The sequence below is a fragment of the Demetria terragena DSM 11295 genome, assembly GCF_000376825.1.
Classification (GTDB): Bacteria; Actinomycetota; Actinomycetes; order Actinomycetales; family Dermatophilaceae; genus Demetria; species Demetria terragena.
Map to the genome: position 1 here is coordinate 132,826 of NZ_AQXW01000002.1, position 21,192 is coordinate 154,017.

At 64.7% G+C, this 21,192-nt stretch carries 18 protein-coding genes; 16 read left to right on the top strand and 2 right to left on the bottom strand.

Annotation, left to right across the window (positions count from 1 at the left end; genetic code table 11):
- The first annotated feature begins 44 nt into the window (after window positions 1–44).
- Together F562_RS0101545 and F562_RS0101550 are read left to right on the top strand one after the other, a co-directional pair.
- Window positions 45–695: an MBL fold metallo-hydrolase gene (locus F562_RS0101545; RefSeq protein WP_026180917.1), complete on the top strand. Its 651-nt coding sequence runs from the start codon at window positions 45–47 to the stop codon at window positions 693–695.
- Between the two features lie 26 nt (window positions 696–721).
- On the top strand, window positions 722–1,858 hold the full coding sequence (locus F562_RS0101550) for a lipid II:glycine glycyltransferase FemX (protein ID WP_018155157.1): 1,137 nt from the start codon (window positions 722–724) through the stop codon (window positions 1,856–1,858).
- A gap of 1 nt (window position 1,859) precedes the next feature.
- On the opposite strand, the gene ppgK is transcribed toward F562_RS0101550, so the two are convergent.
- Together ppgK and map are read right to left on the bottom strand one after the other, a co-directional pair.
- Window positions 1,860–2,648, bottom strand: coding sequence for a polyphosphate--glucose phosphotransferase (gene ppgK, locus F562_RS0101555; RefSeq protein WP_018155158.1), 789 nt, complete (start codon window positions 2,646–2,648; stop codon window positions 1,860–1,862).
- A 43-nt stretch (window positions 2,649–2,691) separates the two neighbouring features.
- Window positions 2,692–3,552 (bottom strand): type I methionyl aminopeptidase, encoded by an 861-nt coding sequence (gene map / locus F562_RS0101560; RefSeq protein WP_018155159.1) that lies wholly within the window; start codon window positions 3,550–3,552, stop codon window positions 2,692–2,694.
- A 95-nt stretch (window positions 3,553–3,647) separates the two neighbouring features.
- Between map and F562_RS17655 the strand changes: the two genes are divergently transcribed.
- From F562_RS17655 to hisB, 14 genes are all read left to right on the top strand, one after another.
- Window positions 3,648–4,979: an FGGY-family carbohydrate kinase gene (locus F562_RS17655; protein ID WP_018155160.1), complete on the top strand. Its 1,332-nt coding sequence runs from the start codon at window positions 3,648–3,650 to the stop codon at window positions 4,977–4,979.
- A gap of 57 nt (window positions 4,980–5,036) precedes the next feature.
- Entirely contained in the window at window positions 5,037–5,882 is an 846-nt protein-coding gene (locus F562_RS0101570; RefSeq protein ID WP_018155161.1) for a class II fructose-bisphosphate aldolase, read from the top strand.
- Window positions 5,879–6,874, top strand: a complete 996-nt coding sequence (locus F562_RS17660) for a 1-phosphofructokinase family hexose kinase (protein ID WP_018155162.1) — start codon at window positions 5,879–5,881, stop codon at window positions 6,872–6,874. The genes F562_RS0101570 and F562_RS17660 overlap by 4 nt, the downstream gene beginning before the upstream one ends.
- Window positions 6,871–7,887: a zinc-dependent alcohol dehydrogenase family protein gene (locus F562_RS0101580; protein ID WP_018155163.1), complete on the top strand. Its 1,017-nt coding sequence runs from the start codon at window positions 6,871–6,873 to the stop codon at window positions 7,885–7,887. Before F562_RS17660 ends, F562_RS0101580 begins: the two co-directional genes overlap by 4 nt.
- A gap of 30 nt (window positions 7,888–7,917) precedes the next feature.
- Window positions 7,918–8,940 carry a zinc-dependent alcohol dehydrogenase gene (locus tag F562_RS0101585; protein WP_018155164.1) on the top strand — a complete coding sequence of 341 codons (1,023 nt, stop codon included), beginning with the start codon at window positions 7,918–7,920 and terminating at the stop codon, window positions 8,938–8,940.
- Window positions 8,937–9,722 (top strand): DeoR/GlpR family DNA-binding transcription regulator, encoded by a 786-nt coding sequence (locus F562_RS0101590; RefSeq protein WP_026180918.1) that lies wholly within the window; start codon window positions 8,937–8,939, stop codon window positions 9,720–9,722. Before F562_RS0101585 ends, F562_RS0101590 begins: the two co-directional genes overlap by 4 nt.
- Window positions 9,723–9,794: 72 nt before the next feature.
- Window positions 9,795–9,983, top strand: a complete 189-nt coding sequence (locus F562_RS0101595) for a hypothetical protein (RefSeq protein ID WP_018155166.1) — start codon at window positions 9,795–9,797, stop codon at window positions 9,981–9,983.
- A 30-nt stretch (window positions 9,984–10,013) separates the two neighbouring features.
- A complete protein-coding gene (locus F562_RS0101600; protein ID WP_018155167.1) occupies window positions 10,014–11,192 on the top strand; it encodes an MFS transporter in 1,179 nt (392 codons plus the stop codon).
- A gap of 114 nt (window positions 11,193–11,306) precedes the next feature.
- Window positions 11,307–13,682, top strand: coding sequence for an immune inhibitor A domain-containing protein (locus F562_RS0101605; protein WP_018155168.1), 2,376 nt, complete (start codon window positions 11,307–11,309; stop codon window positions 13,680–13,682).
- Window positions 13,683–13,778: 96 nt separating this feature from the next.
- Entirely contained in the window at window positions 13,779–15,116 is a 1,338-nt protein-coding gene (locus tag F562_RS0101610) for a glutamine synthetase family protein (RefSeq protein WP_018155169.1), read from the top strand.
- A gap of 10 nt (window positions 15,117–15,126) precedes the next feature.
- Complete coding sequence (locus tag F562_RS0101615; protein ID WP_018155170.1) at window positions 15,127–18,096, top strand: bifunctional [glutamine synthetase] adenylyltransferase/[glutamine synthetase]-adenylyl-L-tyrosine phosphorylase; 2,970 nt, start codon at window positions 15,127–15,129, stop codon at window positions 18,094–18,096.
- A gap of 23 nt (window positions 18,097–18,119) precedes the next feature.
- A complete protein-coding gene (gene hisD / locus F562_RS0101620; protein ID WP_018155171.1) occupies window positions 18,120–19,463 on the top strand; it encodes a histidinol dehydrogenase in 1,344 nt (447 codons plus the stop codon).
- Window positions 19,456–20,592 (top strand): histidinol-phosphate transaminase, encoded by a 1,137-nt coding sequence (locus F562_RS0101625; protein ID WP_018155172.1) that lies wholly within the window; start codon window positions 19,456–19,458, stop codon window positions 20,590–20,592. Before hisD ends, F562_RS0101625 begins: the two co-directional genes overlap by 8 nt.
- Complete coding sequence (hisB, locus tag F562_RS0101630) at window positions 20,589–21,188, top strand: imidazoleglycerol-phosphate dehydratase HisB (RefSeq protein WP_018155173.1); 600 nt, start codon at window positions 20,589–20,591, stop codon at window positions 21,186–21,188. Before F562_RS0101625 ends, hisB begins: the two co-directional genes overlap by 4 nt.
- Window positions 21,189–21,192: the final 4 nt, after the last annotated feature.

Sequence of the window (21,192 nt, forward strand, 5' to 3'; positions counted from 1 at the left end):
GATCCTAGGCCAGATGTCTGGTCGCGTCGCGTAGCGTGCAGATCATGAGGTTCACCCATCGCGGACATTCCTGCCTAGTGCTCGAGACCGGCGACACTCGAGTCCTGGTCGACCCTGGCGCATTTTCGCAGTTGGAGGATCTCGGGGAACTCGACGCCGTGCTGGTCACCCACCAGCATCCCGATCACGTCAGCATCGACTGGGTGTGCGCGCTGGTCGCGGAGTCGGGTGTGTCGTTGTACGTCGATCCTGGCACCGCGACGCAGCTGGCCGAGCGAAATGTGGCGGCGACCGTGACTCGCGCGGGGGAGACCTTCCAGGTCGGGGGCCTGACCATTACACCAGTGGGGAAGGACCACGCCCACATCCATCCGTACGTTCCTGGCGTACCCAACGTTGGCCTGCTCTTTCAGGCCGATGGCACTCGCCTGTTTCACCCCGGCGACGCCTTGGACGGCGAACCTGGTGAGGTCGACTACCTGGCGGTGCCGATCAATGCGCCGTGGGCGGCGATTCGCGAAACCCTTGAGTTCGTCAGGCGGATCGCGCCGACGCGGAGCATCATCCCGATCCACGACGCGCTGCTCTCGACCACTGGACGACAGATGTATCTCACCCACCTCGGTGGATTCGGTCGCGAGGGTGGCATCCCGGTGCTCGATGGCGCGGACGGCGACCCTCACGAGTTGGACTAGTCCGGCCCCTCGTTAGCCTGGCCCGTATGAGTCTGAGCGTTGAGCCCTGCCTGGACCCGACTGCGTGGGATGCCGAGGTCAATTCCGCTGGTGGGCACCCACTGCAGTTGTGGGGTTGGGGGGAGCTCAAAGCACGTTACGACTGGACCGCGCATCGCTACTTTGTGCGCGACGGGGCCGAGATCGTCGGTTCGGCGCAGGTGCTGCTTCGCAGGCTGCCGACTCCGCTTAAAAACCTTGCCTATGTTCCGCGCGGCCCGCAGGCCGCAGAAGGTGATCGTGCCCGGGTCCTGGCGGCGCTGTCTGCGCATGTCAAGGCCGAGCACGGTTCGGTCGCGCTATCGATCGAACCCGATTGGGCCGAGCCTTTTTCGCCGATGCCGAAGAAAGACGCAGGTCAGCTCACCGAGTCCGGGCTCTCGGTCGGGCCGACCGGCTGGCTCAAAGGGCTTGCCGATGTGGGTTTCGCTCGGTCGAACAACACGGGCTTGATCCCCAGCACCCTCATCGTCGATCTCACGCCAGACGAGGATGAGTTGATGAAGGGTCTCGGGTCCTCAACTCGGCAAAACGTCCGAAAGTCTTTTCGTGCTGAGAACGTGCGCTTTGGGCTAGTGACGGAGCAGGCTGACCTCGACCAGATCCTCGCAATCAACCGAGAGACGGCACGTCGCGCCGACTTCGCTGTGCATAGCGATGACTACCACGCTGCGATTCGCGACTTGCTCGGCGACCGATCCCAACTTCTGGCGGCCTGGGAGGGCCAAGAGGTGGTCGCATTCGTCTGGTTGGTGGTGTCAGATACGACCGCGTTCGAGCTTTACGGCGGAGTGAACCAGCGGGGCATGAAGTTGCGCCTCAACTACGGGCTGAAGTTCCATGCCATGACCCATGTCAAGGCGCAAGGCGTGCATCGATATGACTTCAATGGCCTTCTCAACGATGGGATTTCGGACTTCAAGCGGCAGTTCGCCAAGCATGAGGATCGACTGATCGGAACCTGGGACAAGCCGCTGTCCCCGTTCTATCCAGCATTCGCCAAGGCGTTGCCGATGGTGCGGCGTGGACTCAAGAAGGGCGTACCCGCGCTGAAGTCCGCGGCCGCCAACCCCAAGGGCACGATGCAGGCGTTGCGGTCAGCCCGCGCGGCACGGCGGGCTTAACCTAGGGGCGTACGGCGCCCTTGCCGGCCGCTCGGTCGTGCGCCTCGCGTGCTGCGCCCACGATGCCGGCCGCATTGAGCAACTGGGCCGGAACGATGGGCGTACGAATGTCCAAGCGTGGCAAGAACTTTCCGGACTTCTTTGACACTCCGCCGCCCACGACGAACAGGTCGGGCCAGAGCAGGAACTCCAGGTGCTGGTAGTAGCGCTCAAGGCGCTTGGACCACTCCTTGAAAGAGAGGTCCTCCCGCTCCCGCGCGCTATTGGCGGCGCGCTTCTCGGCGTTCTCGCCGTCCAACTCCAAATGCCCGAACTCGGTGTTCGGCTGGAGTACCCCATGATGAATCATGGCGCTCCCGATGCCGGTTCCGAGTGTCGTGACGATCACCAAGCCCTCCGTGAGGTCGGCCGCAGCGCCATAGTGCCATTCGCCGATCCCGGCAGCGTCGGCGTCATTCAAGACCGTGACATCGCGACCGAGACGCTGTTCTAGCGTGTCCTCGATGGGGTAATCCAGCCACGACCTGTCGATGTTGGCGGCGGTGCGCACAACACCGTTTTGCACCACGCCGGGAATGGTGATCCCGATGGCCTCGTCGCCAATCTGATCGGCAAAGTTATCGACGATCTCCTCGATGACCCCGGCCACCGCATCCGGTGTGGAGTTTTCCGGAGTGGGGATGCGCAGCCGCTCGTCAGCAAAATCGCCCTTCTCGAGATTGACCGGCGCGCCCTTGATGCCGGTTCCGCCAACATCGATGCCGAGCGGACGGTGTGGTGTGCTGGCCATGGGTGACTCCTTCACGAAACAAGCAGGCTGCGGCGAGCGTACGTCAGGGTTGGGTCAGAATCTCAGGACCGGATTCGGTGATGAGAATGGTGTTTTCGAACTGAGCTGACCATTGACGGTCTTTGGTGACCGCGGTCCAGCCGTCATCCCACAGATCCCACTCTGGTGTTCCGAGGTTGAGCATCGGCTCGACGGTAAACGTCATGCCTGGTTCGATGACGTCGGTGTAGAGGGGCGCCGCGTCGTAGTGCGGGATCACCAGGCCGGAGTGAAAGGCGTCGCCAATGCCGTGCCCGGTGTAGTCGCGGACGACGCCGTAGCCGAAGCGGCGTGCATAGGACTCGATAACGCGGCCAATGATGTTGACCTGCCGCCCGGGCATCGCGGCCTTGATTCCCCGAAGCATGGCCTGCTTGGTGCGCTCGACCAACTCGGTGACCTGCGGTTCGGCCTCGCCGACGATGAAGGTGGCGCAGTTGTCGCCGTGGACGCCGTTGATGAATGCGGTGATGTCGATTTTGACGATGTCGCCGTCCTGCAGCGGCCGGTCATCTGGGATGCCGTGGCAGACGACCTCGTTGACGGATGCGCACAGCGACTTGGGAAAGCCGCGGTATCCCAGCGTGGAGGGATAGGCGCCATGGTCCAGCAGAAATTCGTGGCCGACCCGGTCGAGATGGTCGGTAGTGACTCCCGGGACTGCCGCATCGCCAGCAGCCCGAAGGGCCTGGGCTGCAAGGCGCCCAGCGATGCGCATCTTGTCAATGGTCTCGGCGTCTTTGACGTCAGGCAGGCGCGGTGCGGGCGGCTCGTCGAGGCCGACGTAGGGCGGTCGAGTGATGCGATCCGGGACCGTTCGGAGCGGGCTCACGCGCCCCGGTCGGATGGGGGTGGAGGTCGGCATCCGGTGAGAGTACAAGGTGCGGCTTGACGCGGCGCTTGCCGCGCCACGATGATATCCAAGTAAATCCAACCAGATCCAACACAGGATGCGTGCGAATGCAGGAGTTACTCGCCGGGCTTGACGTCGGAACCTCCTCAGTCAAGGTGGCGTTGGTGGACGCCGCCGGCGTGGAGGTCGCCCACAGCCGTCGACCGACGCAGTGGATTCGCACCCCCGATGGCGTCGAGGCTGATGCCGCCGCGATCCTGAGCGCGAGCCACGAAGCGCTGGAACTGGCGGTTAACCACGTGCCAGACGCCAGGATCGTCGCGGTGGGTGTGGCGAGCATGGCTGAGGCTGGTGTCCTGGTCGATCGCGACGGGAGGGTCCTGGCTCCCGTGATTGCCTGGCACGACCGGCGTGACGTTGCGCAACTCGACGACCTGGTGGCTCAACTCGGCGGGAGATCGTTCAGCCAGATGACGGGCCTGCCGGTGTGGACTCAATGGAGCCTGACCAAGCACCGGTGGATGGTCGACCACCTTCCGCAGGTACGAACGGCGGCCCGCAGATACGCCATCGCCGAGTGGGTGGTGCGTGGTCTCGGCGGAAATCCAGGCACCGAGTTGTCGCTCGCTTCGCGCACGGGCTGGCTTGGGTTGCGCTCGAAGCAACTGTGGCCCGAGGCCGTGGAATGGTCTGGCGCGACCCCAAGCATCTTGGCTGACGTGGTCCCGGCCGGAACTCCCGCTGGCACTATCGGGGTCGACCACCCTGTGTCGCAACTTCGGGGCGCCGTCCTGACTGTCGCCGGGCACGACCATCAAGCGGCCGCCGTCGGTGTGGGTGCGACGAGCGATCACGCCGAACTCGACTCCTGTGGAACGGCCGAGGCATTGGTGCGCACCATTCCGCCGGACCTGACGGAGGCCGCATTGGATGCTCTCACCGGCGCGGGCGTCACCGTCGGGTGGCACGTGGTCGCCGACCGGTGGAGTGTCTTAGGTGCCACCGAGGGCGGGTTGACACTGCAGACAGTCATGCAGCGGCTCGGCGTCGCTCGGGAACAGATGGCGGCTCTTGACGTCGAGGCGAACGGGCGGGGTTCATCACCCACCAGCATTCAGGTCGGCGCGTCCGGAGACGAGGTGGTGATCGCCGGTTCTCAAGAGCCCGCGGATGTCTGGTCGGCTGCCATCCGCACCGTGACCGATCAGGCTCACGCGCTGAGCGAGACCATCAGTCGGGCGGCCGGTCCGCGCGGTCGTCTCGTGGTCACAGGGGGATGGTCGAACAGCGCGGCACTCATGGCCGCCAAGCGCGCCGCATTCGGGCCAGTGGACCGGGTCGCGGTGACCGAAGCGGGCGCGAGAGGCGCCGCTCTCATGGCTGGCCTGGCGGCCGGGACGTACGCCCGCCCGAGCGACTTTCCCGTCGCCGAGGGCTGAGACGCGTCATGAATTTGCCTGTCGAATCTTCTGGACATTACCGAGAAGGAGCCTTTGATGGCCCTCGTCACGACCGCTGAGATCATCGACACCGCTCGCGCTGCGGGTCAGGGCGTCGGTGCCTTCAACGTGATCACCCTCGAGCACGCCGAAGCCATTGCCGACGGAGCGCGCGAGGCGCAACAGCCCGCGATTCTGCAAATTAGTGAGAATGCGATCCGCTTTCACGGCGGTCGGCTACGGCCCTTGACCGCTGCGGTCGCCACGCTCGCCCAGGAGTCACGGGCCAGCCTGGCCGTGCACCTGGATCACATCCAGGACGAGTCCTTGCTGCACCAAGCAGCAGGAACGGGCATCAGTTCGGTGATGTACGACGGGTCCACCCTCGAGTACCGCGAAAACGTTGCCACCACTCGCGAGGCCGCTAGCTGGGGTGCCGAGCACGACATCTGGATCGAAGCTGAGCTCGGCAAGATCGGCGGAAAGGACGGAGCACACGCGCCCGGGGTGCGCACCGATCCGGCCGAAGCCGTTGAGTTCGTCCGGGCCACAGGCGTGAACGCGCTCGCCGTCGCGGTGGGCAGTTCCCACGCGATGCTGGACCGTACGGCGACACTCGACCTTGACCTCATTGGACGGCTCGCGGCAGCGTTGCCCGTCCCACTCGTACTGCACGGATCCTCAGGAGTGCCCGACGAGACGCTCGCCGCGGCAGTGCGGGCAGGCATGGTGAAGATCAATGTCGGCACCGCCCTCAATATCGCCTTCACGGGGGCGGTTCGTCAGACACTGGGCCACGATGAGTCGATCGTCGATCCGCGCAAGTATCTTCTGCCGGGTCGAGAAGCCATGGCCGCCGAGGTAGCGCGCCTCCTGAGCATTATCGGGATGGCCGCACGGTGAGCGAGGACAACGCACCCGCATCGATCATCACGGTGACGGCCAATCCTGGCTTGGACCTGACGTACACGATGGGCGTGGATGGCGGAGAAGACGCCGACCTGCGCCGAGCGCAATCGTCGACCTTGGAGGCGAGTGGCAAAGGCATCAACGTCTCGCGCGCATTGACCGCGGTGGGCGTGCCGACGGTCGCGGTTCTCCCGGTTGGCGGGGCCACCGGACGGTGCCTGGTCGATCTTCTGGATGCGGACGGGGTGGCCTACCGGGCCGCAGCGCAGGGGGCCTGGACGCGGATCAATACCTCGGTACTAGCCGCCGACCAGAGTGTCAGCAAGGTCAACGGTTCCGGCGGCGTCCTTGAAGAGCATGAGCAGGAGCGCCTTCTATCGGAAGTCGACCAGGCCCTGAGTGACACTGGTGCCACTGGCCGGCGGTCGTGGCTGGTGGTGTGCGGCTCTCTTCCACCAGGTGCCACGTCAGAGCTGGTGCGCGAGCTCGTACGCTTGGCGCGCCGCCACGAATTCAGTTGTGCGGTGGACCTTTCCGGAGACGCACTACGTGTGGCGCTGCAGGAGGGTGTGGACTTGGCCGCTCCGAACCAAGCCGAACTTGGCGCGGTGAGTTCCGCGGTGGCGGCCTCGGCAACGCCGACTGAGCTAGCCGACGCCGCGCACGCGCTCGCTGTGGATCACGGCACCCGGCTCCTGGTCACCCTCGGGGCCGATGGGGCGCTGTATGCCGACGGCGAGCGGGTGCTGTTCGGCAGCGCTCCCGCGCTCCAGCCCATCAACACAGCCGGCGCTGGCGATGCACTGCTGGCCGGCTGGTTCGCTGATGGCGGCGCGACGGAGGAACGACTCGCTCGAGCGGTGCGATGGGGCAGGTCTGCCTGCCTCTCGCCGACCACGGTCGACGAGCGACCCGGCCTCCGCGACGATGCCGAGGTGCGAGTCCTCACAGTCGGCCCCACTCCACGACAGAAGGTGAACCCATGAAGGCGGCTGTTGTCACCACACCGGGGAATATCTCGATTGAGTCGATTCCGGACCCAACTCCAGGGTCGGGTGAAGTTGTCGTCGAGGTTGCCGCGTGCGGAGTGTGCGGCACTGATCTGCACATCTTCGACGGTGAGTTCGCGCCACGCTTCCCGATCGTGCCCGGGCACGAGTTCGCCGGAGTGGTGGTAGCTCTCGGCGCCGACGTCTCGTTCATCACGGAGGGAGATCGTGTCGCGGTCGATCCGTCATTGCCGTGCCATGCTTGCCGCTACTGTCGGCAAGGGCGAAGCAATCTCTGCGACAACTGGGCAGCGATCGGTGTGACCGCTGATGGCGGCGCCGCACAGTATGCCGTTGCGCCACAAGGGAATTGCGTGCGCATTCCCGAGGCGGCACGTCTGGAGGACTTCGCCCTGGTGGAGCCGTTGGCCTGCGCGATCAGCGGCATGGACGCACTCCCACGCCGACCCTCTGAGCACTACCTGATCTATGGGGCGGGCACGATGGGTGTTCTGATCGCTGGCATGGCGCGTACCTCGGGAGCGGCTTCCGTCACCGTGGTCGAGCCGCGCGCTGAGCGCCGGCTCGGCGTGGAGTCCCTGACCGGTGCAGATCTAGCCGTGGCGTCGTCGGATGAGGCTGATCGTCGCGATTGGGACACGGTCATTGATTGCACCGGAGTTGCGGCGGCCATCGAGGACGGGCTGTCTCGGGTCGCCAAGGGCGGCACGTACTTGCAATTTGGCGTGCCGCACACCGGAACTCGCGTCGAGATTGATCCTCATCGCGTCTATCAGCATGAGATCACCATTGCCGGATCGATGTCGGTGCGGAACAGTTTTGAGCGTGCTGTCGACCTACTCAGTCATGGCGCCCTTGATCCCCGCCGCATCATCACCGCAGAGTTTGCCCTCGAGGAATACCGCAGTGCCCTCGAGGCGGTGCGCTCCGGTCAAGGTCTGAAAACCCAGGTCATCGCCACCGGCACGCCCCCACGCAGCATCGACTAGAGCAGCATCCACGAGAGAAGAGGGACATCCATGGCTGACATTCGGCGGATTGTGGTCGATCGCCACGGCGAGGTAGTGACCGAGCAGGCGACCATGCCCGAACCCGGCCCACAGGAGGTACGGGTCCGTACGGTGCTCGTGGGAGTCTGCGGGTCGGACACCCACGCTCAGCACGGACGCCACCCACATGTCCCGCTGCCCTATGCGCCCGGGCATGAGGTCCTGGGCATCGTGGACGCGGTGGGGGAGCAGGTCACCGACTTTTCTCCCGGGCAGCGCGTGACGGTCGAGCCGACACTGCCCTGCTGGGATTGCAAGCAGTGCCGGGGCGGGGATGAGAATCTCTGCGAGAACCTCAAGTTCTTCGGCTGCGGCCACGAGCAGGGTGGAATGGCGCAACTGTTCACCATTGCGGCTAGGCGCTTGCACCACGTCCCGGACGAGCTCGACGATCACACCGCAGCGCTGATCGAACCACTGTCGACGCCAGTCCATGCCGTCCGAATCGCCGGACCGTTGGAGGGGCGCAGCGTGGCGATCATCGGTGGCGGAACCATCGGCCTCCTCACGCTCGCGGCCGCACGTGCAGCGGGCGCGCGGCGGGTTGTGCTGACCGACCCACTTGCAGCCAAGCGCGCGCTCGCAGCGGAACTGGGAGCGGACGCAGTCGTCGACGCGGCGGCGCCACACGCGACCGCCCAGATACGTGCGGCTCTCGGCGAAAGCGCGGATGTGGTGTTCGACTGCGTGGCGATCACCCCCACGGTGGCCCAGGGCGTGGAGTTGGCCCGTAAGGGCGGAACCGTCGCGATCGTGGGCGTACCCACCGACGACCTCGTCGTGCCGTTGCCAATCGTCCAGGATGAGCAGATTCGCCTGCAGGGAAGCGCGACGTATGTCGCGCAAGACGTCCGCGCTGCAATCGAACTGCTGCAGTCAGGGGCGGTCCCCGCCGACCGCATAGTCACCTCCGAACGCCCGGAAGCGGAGGCAGCGCAGGCTTTTCGGGACGCGATAAGTGGCGAGCAGATCAAAGTCGTCATTCGGTGGTGACCGATCACCACGGCGGCGATCTCCGGTCGGCGGCTCAGCGCAGATCCGGGATCGTGCGCATGCTGCGCTCGGCCGGACAGGTACGTGCCGTCGATCTCGCCAACGACCTCGGTGTGACGCACGAGACCGTACGCAAAGATCTGGTGATGCTTGAGTCGCGGGGCCTGCTCCGTCGAGTACACGGTGGTGCTCTTCCGGTGGAGTCCCTGTCCTATGAGCCGGACGTGAGCGAGCGGACAGTCCAATCTGAGGAGAAGCGTCGGATCGCTGAAGCCGCGGCAGCTTTGGTGCCCGACCAGGGCGCGGTGCTCCTCGATGCCGGTTCGACCGTTGCGGCGCTCGCGGACGCTTTTCCGCAGACCGCGCAGGTCACGGTCGTCACCAATGCCCTGCCTATCGCGTTATCCCTTCTTGGGTTTCCGTTGGTATCAGTGCACACAGTGGGTGGACGGGTACGCCCCACCACGATGGCGGAGGTCGATCATTGGGCGCTTCGAGCCCTTGCCGAGGTGCGCGTCGACGTTGCCTTCCTCGGGACGAATGCGTGTTCGGTGAAGCACGGACTGTCGACGCCGGACGATTCTGAGGCGGCAGTGAAACGAGCCATGATCGCGGCCGCCGAGCGCCGAGTGTTACTCGCCGACCACACGAAGTTCACCCGGTCATCGGTGTTCACCTATGCCGACCTTTCGGATATCGATGTGCTCGTCACGGACGAGGGCCTGCCCACTGATGTCCGGCGGGACATCGGTCAATGCGGCGTCGAAGTCGTGACGGCCTAGCGTCGCTGAGCCGCCGTGGCTTTAGGGTGTTTGCTGTACGGGCTCAGCCACATGAAGTGAAAGGTGACACCCATGGCGTATTGGTACAACCTCACGAACGGCCAAGTACAGAAGGACGGCGAGACCGACCCCAAGGCCGATTTGATGGGGCCGTACGACACCGAGGACGCAGCCCGCAACGCGTTGGCGACGGCAAAGCAGAAGACTGAAGCGTGGGATGCCGAAGACCGCGAGTGGAATGAAGGCACCTCCTCGACGTGACCATCTGAGGTGAGTCGCTAGCCTGTCGCGGTGGCGGTTCCTGAGACGTTCGACTTCCGACGACTCGCCATTCCCGCCTATGCACCCAGTTTGTTCTTTGGCCTGGGCGAGGGTGCGATCCTGCCGGTCATGCCGTTGGTCGCGCGCGACCTCGGAGCGAGCCTGTCGGTAGCGGCTGGCCTGGTCACCCTGATCCAAGTCGGATCGCTGCTGTTCAACGTGCCTGCGGCCTTCTTGTCGAGCCGGTTTGGCGAACGAAAAGCCATCGTCGGCGCCGCGCTGTGCGGGGTTCTTGCTGCGGTGATCTCGGCCTTCGCGCCCGGCCTCGTGGTGTTTGCAGTCGGTGCGCTCCTCCTCGGTGCCGCTCAGTCAGTCTTCTTTCTTGCCCGGCAGACCTATCTGACGGATGCGGTACCGATCGCCTTCCGTGCGCGTGCGTTATCCACGCTGGGCGGCATCATGCGGATCGGGTTCTTTGGCGGTCCGTTCATCGGTGCCGCAGCCATTCACTTTGTGGACCTGCGGGGTGCGTACGCCGTCTGCGTGGTCGCGCTGGTCGTTGCTGGTCTGTGCGCGATGGCGATGCCAGATCTTGTGTCTGAAGCGCGCGCGGGCCACCACGAATCGGTATCAGCCTGGACTATCTTGCGCGATCACCGCCGAGTCTTTCTGACCGTGGGCATGGGCATCGTGCTGGTCGCGGTCGTGCGCTCCGCGCGGCAGGTCGTCATCCCACTGTGGGCCGACGAGATCGGGATGACGGCGGCGGCCGCCTCCCTGGCGTACGGCGTGAGTAACGCCGTGGACATGCTCGTCTTCTATCCAGCGGGCAAGGTGATGGACGTGTGGGGTCGCCGATGGGTCACTGTCCCGTCCATGACGCTGATGGGCCTGGCCTTGTTGGCGATTCCGTTGACCTCGGCCCCGCTCGCCTTCACGGCGGTCGCGTGTGTTCTGGGTTTCGCCAACGGCATCGGATCCGGCATGGTCATGACCCTTGGAGCTGACCTTTCGCCGGCCCGTGGCCGAATTCAATTCCTCGGAATCTGGCGGGTGCTGTCCGACTTGGGTGCCGTTGGCGGTCCCGCGACCGTGGCGATGCTGACTGCGGTGTGGACGCTCGGAGTCGGGGTCGCTGCCTGCGGCGGGGTCGGTCTGGCTGCGGCCTTGGTGCTGTGGCGAGCCGCGCCCCGCTCCACGCAAAGTTAAAGAAACCTTAAATTCTTCTGAGATCAGAGTGAACGCGGTTCTCCCATGGGTCAAACTTCAAACGGCTCGCGCCCCGTAGGGCTGTGAGTGTCCTCTCTCACGAAGGAGATCCCAGTGACGCGACGATTTCTTGCGCTGGTGACTGCGAGTAGTGCCGTGACGGCACTGTCGGTAGCCACCATTGCCGGATCGGCTGGCGCGGTTCCCGACTCCGACGGCTCGGCAAGTCCGCCGCAGGCCAACGGACAGCACGTCAAGAAGCACGACTACCCGGACCCGTTGCAGGACAAGCAGCGTCTTGTCCGTCAGACAGCAGTCGATAACTACGTTAAGGGCAAGATCAAGCCCAAGACCATCGGCGGCGTACGCGTGCTAGAGGTCGATGACGGCAAGCAGACGTCTGCTCAGCGAGCAGCACATGGTGGTGCCAAGCACAACGGCGCGAAGAAGCGTTATGTCCAGTACGAGCCCACCGAGACCTCGAACATCTTCACGGTGCTCGCCGAGTTTGGGACCAAGGCACGAGCCGCCGAAGGCGGAACCCCCGGCCCGGTGCACAACAAGATCGCGAAGCCGGACAAGAAGATCGACGGTACGGCGACGGACGACAACGAGAAGTACTGGAAGAAGAACTTCAACCGCAAGCACTACAAGAACCTGATGTTCAGCGACACCGATGAGTCGATGCGCACCTTCTACAAAGCGCAGTCACTGGGGCGCCACCACATCCAAGGCGACGTGAGCGACTGGGTCACGGTGCCCTACAACGGTGCGCGTTACGGCTCCAACAAGGGTGGGGAGCCGGAGGAACAGGAGCGTTACTGGGCATTCGTCGGCGATAGCTTGACGGCCTGGCACAAGGCGCAGGTCAAGGCTGGCAAGTCCAAGGCCGAGATCAAGAAATACCTCAAGCAGTTCGACGTCTGGGACCGTTACGACTACGACGAGGACGGCAACTTCAACGAGCCCGACGGATACATCGACCACTTCCAGGCCATTCACTCCGGTGAAGGTGAAGAAGCAGGCGGCGGCACGCTAGGCGACGACGCGATCTGGTCCCACCGCTGGTCGGTCGGTACGGGAGGCGGCGAGATTGGGCCCGGAGCCAACAAGGCTGGCGGCGTTCAGATTGGCGACACCGGGATGTGGGTCCGCGACTACACCACCGAGCCAGAGAATGGCGGGCTCGGCGTCTTCGCGCACGAGTACGCCCACGACCTCGGCCTGCCGGACCTGTATGACACCTCCGGCGCCGGAGTGAGCAACAGCACGGGCTACTGGACACTGATGAGTTCCGGCTCGTGGCTCGGACACGGCAAGGGCACCACGGGAACGACACCGGGTTATATGGGCGCCTGGGAGAAGTTGCAGCTCGGCTGGTCGGACGTGAAGACGTTGCAGTACGGCCACTCGGGCAAGGTCGATCTTGGTCCAGCAGACATGGACGACGCGAAGAAGCCACAGGCAGTGGCTGTCTCCCTGCCAGACAAGTCGGTCACCACTGACTACAACACGCCGAAGTCAGGTGAGTACGAGTGGTGGACCGGGCGAAGCGACAATCGCAACGCCAAACTCACCCGCTCGATCGACTTGACTGGCAAGAAGGCCGCAAGCGTGAGTTCGGCCGTGTGGTACGACATCGAAGCCGACTATGACTTCCTCTACGGCCAGGTCTCTACCGACGGTGGAAAGACCTGGACCACGATCGGTGAGCCGGTGACCGGAGCGAAGAAGGAATGGAGCGAGGTGTCCTTTGACCTGTCGGCCTATGCCGGCAAGAAGATTGACTTCCGGTTCCTCTACCAGACCGACAGCGGACTCAACGAGGCTGGCGCGTTCCTGGACGACATTACGGTGACCATCGACGGCGCGAAGGCCACCGATGACGTGGAGTCCGAGGCTTCCGACTGGACCTCGTCTGGCTTCATTCGGATGACGGGCTCGCACACCGAGGTGCTCACGCACTACTACTTGGCCGAGCACCGGCGCTACAGCGGATATGACACCACCTTGCAGACGGGTCCGTATTCCCGCGGTTACGCCAGCACTCGTCCGGACGTGGTCGAGCACTACCCCTACCAGGACGGTCTGCTGATCTGGTACGTCAACAACGCCTACAAGGACAACAACGTCGCAAAGCACCCTGGCGGTGGTCAGGTCATTCCCGTTGATGCCAACCCGAAGCCGATGAAGTGGCCAGATGGGGCCGACACATCGACGACGCTGCAGTCCTACGACAGCACGTTCGGCACGACGAAGACCGATGCCTTCACGTTGCACAAGAACGGGCTCGCGGCGAACATCAAGTCCAAGCCCGGAGTCAAGGTCTTCGATGACACCAACCCGAATGCGTACTGGTATGAGTCAAACCAGTACCACTCGACCAAGGTGGCCGGCACCGGGACCAAGATCCTGGTGAAGGGCCAGACCAAGGACGGCACGACCGTGTCGGTGCAGTTCCCCAAGGTTGGGGAGATGCGTAAGCGGTAGGAAGACCGCTCCGATCACGTGAGCATGTAGGGCAGCCCCGGACCGACTGGTCCGGGGCTGCTGTGCTCCTGGCCGATGATGCGGCAGGATTCACCTATGGATCGTCAACAGGAGTTTGTCCTGCGCACTATCGAAGAACGAGACATTCGCTTCGTGCGCATCTGGTTCACCGATGTGCTCGGCACGTTGAAGTCGGTAGCCATCGCCCCCGCCGAGCTCGAGGGTGCCTTTGCGGAGGGCATCGGCTTCGACGGGTCCTCCATCGAGGGTTTTGCTCGGGTCTTTGAAGCCGACATGTTGCTTCTTCCGGACGCCTCGACCTTCCAGGTTTTGCCCTGGCGGGGCGAAAGTCCCAGCACCGCACGGATGTTCGCCGATATCCGGATGCCTGACGGGACCCCGAGCCCCGCCGATCCGCGGACCGTCCTCGGCCGAGCGATGAACACCGCGAGCGAGCAGGGGTTCACCTTCTACACCCACCCCGAGATCGAGTTCTACCTGTTCAAGCCAGACGTAGAACCCGGGCAGCCCCCTGTGCCGGTCGACCAAGCCGGCTTCTTCGACCACGTGCCGTATGGGACGGCGCACGACTTTCGGCGGGCCGCGATTACCCGTCTGGAGCAGATGGGAATCTCAGTCGAGTTCAGCCATCACGAGGGCGGGCCTGGGCAGAACGAAATCGACCTGCGCTATGCCGATGCCTTGTCGACTGCGGACAACATCATGACTTTCCGCGCGATCGTCAAGGAGACCGCGCTCGAACGCGGTGTTTTCGCATCCTTCATGCCGAAACCTCTACTCGGGCAACCAGGCTCGGCGATGCATACCCACCTGTCGCTGTTTGATGGAGACTCCAACGCCTTTTATGAGGCAGGCGCGCCGTACCAGTTGTCCAAGACCGGGCGGCAGTTCATCGCTGGCCTCCTGGTGCACGCCGGAGAGATCTGCGCGGTCACCAATCAATGGGTCAACTCCTACAAGCGGATCTGGAGCGGTGGGGAGGCGCCGGCCCACGTTTGTTGGGGGCACAACAACCGCAGCGCCATGGTGCGAGTGCCGATGCACAAGCCAGGCAAAGAACAGAGCGTGCGTGCCGAGGTGCGGTCTATTGACTCGGCGGCCAACCCCTACCTCGCCTACTCCGTGCTCCTTGCCGCCGGCCTCAAAGGAATCGCCGAAGGCTATGAACTTCCGCCCGAGGCCGAGGACGACGTGTGGGGCCTGACCGACCGCGAACGGCGAGCCATGGGCATCAAACCGTTGCCGGGCTCGCTCGATGCCGCATTGACCGAGATGGAGGAGTCCGAGCTCGTGGCCGAAACTCTCGGCGAGCATGTCTTCGACTTCTTCCTGCGCAACAAGCAGGCCGAGTGGGCGTCCTACCGCGAGCAGGTCACCCAGTTCGAGCTCGATCAGTACCTCAAGCAGTTGTGAGCGCGCCGGGGTGAGTACTCGCCGCGCAGGAGAAGGCCCCGCCAGCACGCTCGCGCGAGCCGGTCTGGTCGATACCGAGCGGGCGCTTGGTCTGCTCGACGAACTCCAGGTCGGTGGTGTTGCGGACGGTAGCCAAGACGGCCTTGTCGAGGCACTCGGTCGAGTGGCAGACCCGGACGAGGCGCTCCTTGGCCTGGTGCGGTTGCGCGAGGTCATGTCGACGTCCGAGCAGGCTGCGCTGGCCGACGTGTTGGAGCACAGTGGCCTCGAACGCGACCGACTTCTTCAGGTGCTCGGCGCCTCCAGCGCGTTGACCGATCACCTCGTCCGACATCCTGAGCACTGGCACGATGCTTGCCACGCCGAACTCGCCGACGCACCTGCACTGACCCGGATGGTGCAGGACGACATCGACGCCCGGCCACCAGACATGACGCGGTACGACGCACTGCGGGTGGCCTACCGCCGCCAGATTGTGCGCATTGCCGCGGTCGACCTGACGTCCGACGCGCGGGAAGTTCTCCCGGAGATTGCCGCGGCCCTGGCCGACTTGGCGGCAGCCGCACTCGAGGCCGCGCTGCACGTGGCCCGGGACGAGGTACAGAACGCCGATTCGTGTCGGCTCTCGGTCATCGGTATGGGTAAGTGCGGGGGGCGCGAACTCAACTATGTCTCCGATGTCGATGTGATCTTCGTGGCCGAACCCGCAGAGGGCGTCGAAGAAGACGATGCGCTCACCGTCGCCACCGCGCTCGCGACCTCCATGATGCGGGCCTGTTCGGCCTCGACCGGGGAAGGAACCCTGTGGCCGGTAGACGCTGCGCTTCGCCCCGAAGGTAAGCAGGGGCCGTTGGTGCGGACGATTGCCAGTCACCGTGCGTACTACGAACGGTGGGCCAAGACCTGGGAGTTTCAGGCGCTTCTCAAAGCCCGGCATGTGGCGGGCGACTCCGGCGTGGGCGAGGCATACCTGGAGGCGGTGCTGCCCTTCGTGTGGCAGGCGTCCAAGCGCGACAACTTCGTCGGTGATGTGCAGAGCATGCGCCGCAGGGTCGAGCAACACGTGCCTGCAGCCGAGGCGCCTCGACAGCTCAAATTGGGTCCAGGTGGTTTGCGTGACATCGAGTTCAGCGTGCAACTTCTGCAGTTGGTGCACGGGCGGACGGATGACCTGATCCGATTCCGCGGAACACTGACCGGGCTGGAAGCGCTCTCCACCCGCGGGTACGTCGGCCGCACGGACGCGCATCACCTCGACGATGCGTACCGTCTCCTGCGGGTTCTGGAGCACCGCATCCAATTGCACCGGATGCGGCGCACCCACCTGGTGCCCACCGCCGAAGCGGACCTGCGCCGGCTCGGCCGGTCGGTCGGTCTGCGGTCAGAATCAGCGAAGGCCGTCACGAAGTTGTGGCGGGATCAGGCTCGCGAAGTGCGCCGTATGCATGAGCGCCTGTTCTATCGCCCCCTCCTATCAGCGGTCGCAAGGCTTGATGACGACGCGGCCCGTCTTTCGATGGCAGATGCGCGAGAACGATTGGCCGCATTGGGTTTTCAGGACCCAGCTGGAGCCCTTCGCCACGTCCAGGCACTCACGACCGGCGTGAGTCGTCGGGCCGTGATGCAACGCACCCTTCTTCCGGTGATGCTGCAGTGGTTTGCCGAAGAAGCTGACCCCGACGCCGGGCTGCTGTCTTTCCGGAAGATCAGTGAAGACCTTGGCTCTAGTCCGTGGTTCCTTATGCACTTGCGCGAGGGGAGCGCTGCAGAGCAACTCGCCAGAGTCCTGGCGCGCAGCCGCTATGCCGGCGCCATGCTCGAGCGGTCGCCGTCATCGGTGGGCCTGCTGGGTTCGGGCGAGCCGCTCGAGCCGCGAGCTCGAGACGTCATCACCGAGCAGATGCGCCGGGCGGCCGCCCGACACGATGATGCCGAAGCCTCAGCTCATGCCGTGCGTAGCGTTCGCCGCACCGAACTGGTGCGCGTCTCCGTGGCCGACCTGCTCGGCGCCGTGGATCTGGAGCGAGTAGAGGACGCGCTCACCGATATCGCCCGAGCGACATTGCAGTCGTTGTTCGACATTGCTATCGCCGGAGTGACGGGTGGGAATGAGCCGCTGTGTCGGCTCGCAGTGATCGGTATGGGTCGATTCGGCGGCCGCGAGATGGGCTACAGCAGCGACGCTGACGTCATGTTCGTCTACGAGCCTCTTCCCAGTACTGACGAGACCGCGGCCGGAAAACAGGCGCTGGCGGTCGTGACTGAACTGACTCGCCTGGCGACCCTCGGCGGACCGGACCCCGCATTTGAGATGGACGCCGATCTGCGCCCGGAAGGCAGATCCGGGCCGCTCATCCGCAGCCTGGACTCGTATGCCGCCTATTACGAACGATGGAGCGAGGGCTGGGAAGCGCAAGCGTTGCTGCGCGCCAAACCGGTGGCGGGAGACGCAGAGCTGGGGGAGAAATTCTCGGCGCTGATTGACCCGCTGCGCTGGCCCGCAGACGGAATTTCAAGCTCGGCCGTGCGTCAGATTCGTACCCTCAAGGCACGGATGGAAGCCGAGCGCATTCCGCGCGGCGGAGATCGCAAGACGCACTTCAAACTTGGCCATGGCGGACTCTCGGACGTCGAGTGGACAGTGCAATTGCTGCAGTTGCAGCATGCGTGCGCGGTTCCAGCGCTGCGGCACACCGGAACCCTGACGCCCTTGCGGGCGGCGGCCGCTGCCGGTCTCCTGGATCCCGAAGAGGCCGATGCGTTGCTGGACGCATGGACGTTTGCCACGCGGGTTCGCAATGCCGCGGTGCTGTGGCGCGGGCGTGCCGTTGATGCGCTGCCCAGCGATGTGCGCGATGGTGACGGCATTGGCAGGATTCTGGGATACCCGCCCGCGTCCGGGCCCCAGGTGCACGATGACTACCGCAGGTCCGCCCGGCATGCGCGCGCCGTGGTGGACCGGGTGTTTTACGGGATGTAGCCGAGTCTCTCTAGACTGGGCCCGTGCTACGCCTTACTGACTTGCGTGGAGATGCGCTGACGTCCTTGGACGCCCGCGGTCTGCGCGACACCTTGCCCCGTGCCGCATTCGACGTCGAGGCGGCCCTGGAGGTCGTAGGCCCAATCTGCGAGGCAGTGGAGCATGGTGGCGCCGATGAGATCCGGGATCTCTCGGAGCGTTTCGACGGCGTCCGCCCCGAGGCGCTGCGGGTGCCACGCGAGGTTTTGACCCGTGCGCTCGCCGAGTTGTCCCCAGATATTCGGGCAGCGCTCACCGAGTCGGTGTCTCGCGCCCGCACCGTCCACGCCGATCAGCGCCGATCGGACGTCACCACTGAGGTTGCGCCCGGTGGCACGGTCACCGAGCGCTGGGTCCCCGTTGATCGCGTCGGTCTTTACGTGCCGGGGGGCTTGGCACCCTTGCTGTCCTCGGTCGTCATGAATTGTGTCCCGGCGCAGGCGGCGGGTGTGCCGTCATTGGCCGTGGCGAGTCCTCCTCAGCGCACCAATACGGGGCCTTATGTCGGCTATCCCGACCCGGGCGTACTCGCAGCCTGTGAACTACTCGGCGTCGATGAGGTCTACGCGGTGGGCGGGGCCCAGGCCATCGCCATGTTTGCCTACGGCGCTCGGGAAGCCGATGGCACGACTGTCTGCGAACCCGTCAACCTGGTCACCGGGCCAGGCAACATTTACGTGGTGGCTGCCAAGCGTCTCCTCAAAGGGCTGATTGGCATCGACTCAGAGGCCGGGCCGACGGAGATCGCGATCCTGGCCGATGACACGGCCAATCCCGAGCACCTCGCTGCCGATCTGATCAGTCAGGCCGAGCACGACAAACTCGCAGCAGCGGTCCTGGTGACGGATAGCCCGGCCCTTGCTGATGCGGTCGATAGCGCGGTCCAACGGCAGGTCGAGCACACCAAACACCGTGAGCGCATTGAGATTTCGCTGGTCGGGGAACAATCCGGGACGGTCCTGGTCGATGATGTCGAGGCCGGCCTTCGGGTGGTGAATTCCTACGCTGCTGAACACCTGGAGATTCAAACTCGTGATGCGGCCGCGGTCGCCGGGCGGGTCCGCAATGCGGGTGCGATCTTTGTCGGTCCGTTCGCGCCCGTCAGCCTGGGCGATTATTGCGCCGGGTCCAACCACGTGCTGCCCACCGGTGGCTGTGCATGCCACAGTTCTGGGTTGTCCGTGCAGTCGTTCCTGCGCGGAATCCACGTCGTGGACTACACCCGCGAGGCCCTGCACGAGGTCGCCCGCTCGGTGGTGACTCTTGCCGAGGCTGAGGACCTGCCCGGTCACGGGCAGGCTGTGACCGCACGCTTTCCCGATGAGTGAGGTTGGCGCGCTGTTGCGCGAAGACCTGCGTGGGCGGACGGCGTACGGCGCGCCGCAACTCCAGGTGCCCGTTGCGCTCAACACCAACGAAAGTTCCTATGCCGTCCCGCAGTCTGTCGTCGACGCCATCGTGGCCGAGGTCAGCGCTGTTGCGCCGAGCCTGAATCGCTACCCCGACCGTGAGTTCACCATGCTGCGAGAGCAGTTGGCGGGCTACCTCACGCGTACCACCGGTGTGGAGTTCGACATTGACCAGGTGTGGGCAGGCAACGGAAGTAACGAGGTGCTGTCTCACCTGGTTCAAACATTTGGGGGTCCAGGGCGTACCGCGTTGGGCTTCACCCCTTCGTACTCGATGCATCCGATCATTGCGCAGGGTGCGGGCATGGCCTGGGTCGATGGCCTGCGCCGTGGTGCGCTCGAGTCGGGTGCCTTTGATATCGACCTCGATGAGGCCGTCCGGCAGGCCCACGAGCACGACCCGTCCTTGGTCTTCCTGTGCTCGCCGAACAACCCCACGGGCACGGCGCTGCCGCTTGAGATCGTGACCGCGGTGTACGACGCGGCACCGAACGCGGTGGTGGTGGTCGATGAGGCCTATGCCGAGTTCGCGCGCCCGGGTACTCCGAGCGCAGTCACGTTGCTGCAGGGACGTGAACGGCTAGTCGTCACCAGAACCATGAGCAAAGCCTTCGCCTTCGCGGGAGTCCGACTGGGCTACCTCGCCGCGGCGGGTGATCTGACCGAACTGCTTCGACTGGTGCGCTTGCCCTACCACCTCTCCAGCGTGACCCAGGCGGTGGCACGGGCTGCGCTCTCCCACGCCGACACCATGCTGGAGATGGTCGAGGCCATCAAGACCGAGCGTGATCGCATGGTTGAGCAGACCCGATCCCTGGGGTTTATGCCGGTCGCTAGCGACGCAAATTTCGTCCTGATCGGTGGATTCGCCGATGCACAGCAGACCTGGCAGGCTCTCCTCGACCAGGGAGTATTGGTCCGCGATGTCGGAATTCCCCATCACCTTCGCATCACGGCTGGAACACCCGCTGAAACCGATGAGGTGCTCGCGGCGCTTGCTGACCTCGCGCCCGGTCACCGACAGCAAGCGTCCGAGGAGACACCATGACCCGCACCGCGATGCTTTCCCGCAGCACCTCGGAGAGCTCGGTTGACCTCACCCTCAACCTCGATGGCACGGGGACCTATGACATCAGCACGGGCGTCCGCTTCTACGACCACATGCTTGAGAGTTTCAGCAAGCACAGCCTGATTGACCTCCAGGTCAAGGCTGAAGGTGACGTTGAGGTCGATGGTCATCACACCGTTGAAGACACCGCCATCGTGCTGGGGCAGGCCATTCGTGAGGCACTTGGTGACAAGTCGGGCATCAGCCGGTTCGGCGACGCGATGGTGCCGCTGGATGAGGCGTTGGCCCAAGCGGTGGTCGATGTCGCCGGGCGCCCGTTCGTCGCGCACTCCGGGGAACCCGACGCCCAGGCATACGCCATCATCGGCGGTACCTATTCCGGGTCGATGACTCAGCATGTCTTCCAGACCCTCGCCTACAACGCTGGCCTTGCGCTGCATGTCCGGCTGATCTCCGGGCGGGATCCTCACCACATCGTCGAATGCCAGTTCAAGGCGGTGGCGCGAGCGCTGCGCGCGGCCATCGCTCCCGACCCGCGGGTGGTCGGCGTGCCCAGCGCGAAAGGCGCTCTGTAGGGCC

Bases quoted from the DNA above. Each gene is read 5' to 3' on its own strand.
- ppgK (WP_018155158.1), bottom strand. From the start codon at position 2,648: ATGGCCAGCACACCACACCGTCCGCTCGGCATCGATGTTGGCGGAACC.
- F562_RS0101595 (WP_018155166.1), top strand. From the start codon at position 9,795: ATGGCGTATTGGTACAACCTCACGAACGGCCAAGTACAGAAGGACGGC.
- hisB (WP_018155173.1), top strand. From the start codon at position 20,589: ATGACCCGCACCGCGATGCTTTCCCGCAGCACCTCGGAGAGCTCGGTT.
- F562_RS0101580 (WP_018155163.1), top strand. From the start codon at position 6,871: ATGAAGGCGGCTGTTGTCACCACACCGGGGAATATCTCGATTGAGTCG.
- F562_RS17655 (WP_018155160.1), top strand. From the start codon at position 3,648: ATGCAGGAGTTACTCGCCGGGCTTGACGTCGGAACCTCCTCAGTCAAG.
- F562_RS0101545 (WP_026180917.1), top strand. From the start codon at position 45: ATGAGGTTCACCCATCGCGGACATTCCTGCCTAGTGCTCGAGACCGGC.
- F562_RS0101585 (WP_018155164.1), top strand. From the start codon at position 7,918: ATGGCTGACATTCGGCGGATTGTGGTCGATCGCCACGGCGAGGTAGTG.
- map (WP_018155159.1), bottom strand. From the start codon at position 3,552: ATGCCGACCTCCACCCCCATCCGACCGGGGCGCGTGAGCCCGCTCCGA.
- F562_RS0101570 (WP_018155161.1), top strand. From the start codon at position 5,037: ATGGCCCTCGTCACGACCGCTGAGATCATCGACACCGCTCGCGCTGCG.
- F562_RS0101550 (WP_018155157.1), top strand. From the start codon at position 722: ATGAGTCTGAGCGTTGAGCCCTGCCTGGACCCGACTGCGTGGGATGCC.
- F562_RS0101625 (WP_018155172.1), top strand. From the start codon at position 19,456: ATGAGTGAGGTTGGCGCGCTGTTGCGCGAAGACCTGCGTGGGCGGACG.
- F562_RS0101610 (WP_018155169.1), top strand. From the start codon at position 13,779: ATGGATCGTCAACAGGAGTTTGTCCTGCGCACTATCGAAGAACGAGAC.